The sequence below is a fragment of the Isoptericola sp. NPDC057191 genome, assembly GCF_042670225.1.
Lineage (GTDB): Bacteria > Actinomycetota > Actinomycetes > Actinomycetales > Cellulomonadaceae > Isoptericola.
This window is the reverse complement of the sequence record NZ_JBHUWC010000306.1, coordinates 1-1901: the sequence shown is the minus strand read 5'-3', so window position 1 is coordinate 1901 and position 1901 is coordinate 1. Positions and strand designations below refer to the sequence as shown.

At 78.5% G+C, this 1901-nt stretch carries 2 protein-coding genes; one reads left to right on the top strand and one right to left on the bottom strand.

Annotated features, from left to right (window positions below):
* Positions 1 to 52 precede the first annotated feature (52 nt).
* Positions 53 to 1339: an NAD(P)/FAD-dependent oxidoreductase gene (locus tag ACFT55_RS20085; RefSeq protein ID WP_380245623.1), complete on the bottom strand. Its 1287-nt coding sequence runs from the start codon at positions 1337 to 1339 to the stop codon at positions 53 to 55.
* A 64-nt stretch (positions 1340 to 1403) separates the two neighbouring features.
* Here ACFT55_RS20085 and ACFT55_RS20080 point away from each other — a divergent pair, with 64 nt between their 5' ends.
* Positions 1404 to 1757 (top strand): DUF3017 domain-containing protein, encoded by a 354-nt coding sequence (locus tag ACFT55_RS20080; protein WP_380245622.1) that lies wholly within the window; start codon positions 1404 to 1406, stop codon positions 1755 to 1757.
* Positions 1758 to 1901: the final 144 nt, after the last annotated feature.

Below are 1901 nucleotides of genomic sequence, written 5' to 3'. Positions count from 1 at the left end.
GACTTGATCCTCAAACAGCGTTCTTGAGGATCAAGTCAGCACGCTCGTTGCGTCAGGCGGGGGCGGCGACGGCGTCCTTCAGGCGGACGGCGGGGTCGGTGGCACGCGCCAGGTCGAGGCGCAACGGCTCGCCGCGGGCCATGAGCCGGCGCACGCCGCCCACGTCGCGGGGGGAGTCGACGAGGAGGACGGCGCGCACGGTCGCCACGGTTCCGGCCGACCCGCCCGCCGTCTCCTGCGGGTCGAGGTACAGCGCCGCCCAGGGGCCGTCGCCGGGGGCGTCCCGCAGCACCACGGGCGAGTCCGCGGCAGGCAGTCCGAGCAGGGCCAGGTCGTGCCCCAGCTGCTGGGAGAACACGTACGGCGCGTGCGCCGCGCCGCCGCCGACGCCGAGCATCGCGCGCACGGTGGCGTCCGGGTCGTGCAGCGCCGCGGACCAGTGGCCGCCGGGGACGGTGCCGAAGACGGCGTGCGCGCGGGTGGCGACGTCGCCCACCGCCCACGCTCGCGGGTGGCCGGGGACGCGCCCGTCGGCGTCCACCACGAGGGCGCCCCGCGGGTCCAGGGGCAAGGTTCCGGACAGCCAGTCCGAGGCCGGGCGCGCCCCGACGGCCGTGAGCACGAGGTCCGCGGGGACGTGCTCGCCGCCGGACAGCCGCACGCCGGAGCCGTCGACGGCGGCCACGGCGGCGCCGGTCCGCAGCCGGACCCCGGCCTCGGCGTACCACCGGACGAGGTGGCCGCCCACCTCAGGTCCGAGCTGGCGCGACAGGGGTGCGTCGGCGGCCTCGAGCACGGTGACCTCCGCACCCGCACCCGCCGCGACCCCCGCGAGCTCGGCACCGATCCAGCCGGCGCCGACGATCACGAGGCGCAGCCCGGGGCGCAGCGCTCCGCGCAGGCGCGCGGCGTCCGCGGCCGTGTGCAGCAGGTCGGACGACGCGAAGCCCGGCGGCACCACGGGGACGGACCCCACCGCGAGCACGACGGCGTCCGCCTCGACCGTCCCGCGCGCCGTCGTGACGACCGCGCCGTCCGGCCGCAGGGCCAGCCCCTGGGCCGGCTCGGCCAGCCGCACGTCGTCGGCGAGCGCCTCGACGTCGACGCCGAGGTCGTCGCTGAGCCACACCGGCTCCGGCCGGGTCAGCAGCTCCTTGGACAGGGGCGGGCGGTCGTAGGGGGGCACGCCCTCCGCGCCGAGCAGCGTGATGCGGCCGTCGAAGCCGTGCGTGCGCAGCGCCGCGACCGTCTGCGCGCCCGCGAGGCCGGCGCCGACCACGACGACCGACCGGGGCGGCGGGAGAGCGGGGGAGGGGACGGTGGTCGTGGGCTCGGGCACGCTGCTCACCGTAACCCTGACCCGAGGGCGGGCTCGTGCCCGACGACCGGTAGGCTCGACTGCCGTGGAACCCCGTGCGCTGCCCGACCCTCCCGGAGGGCGCAGGCCCGCGCCCAAGTGGCACGCCGTCGACGCCGAGCACGACGAGACTCTGCGCGCGGTGCCCGGCCCCGAGCGGGCCATCGTCACGGTGCTGAGCGGCATCGTCCTCGCCGTCGTGCTGGGCGTGCTCGTCGGGGCACGTCTGGGGACCGGCGTCGTGGCGCTCACGCTGGCGGTCGCGGGCACCTGGCGCGCGACCTCCGCGACCGGCCCGGTCGGGCTCGTCGTCCGCAGCCGTGGCTTCGACGTCGTCCTGTGCTGGGTGGCTGCCGTCGTGATCGGGGTGCTGGCGCTGACCGCGCCGGGCCTGAGCTGACGGCCGCCTGCGGCACGACCGCACGCACGACAAGGACGCACGCACGACAGAACGAGAGGGCCGGGCCCCCCGGGGGGGGCGGCCCCCCCGCCCGGCGGGTTGCCCCGGCGGGGGGGCGCGCCCGGCGGCCCCCGCCGGGGGCGG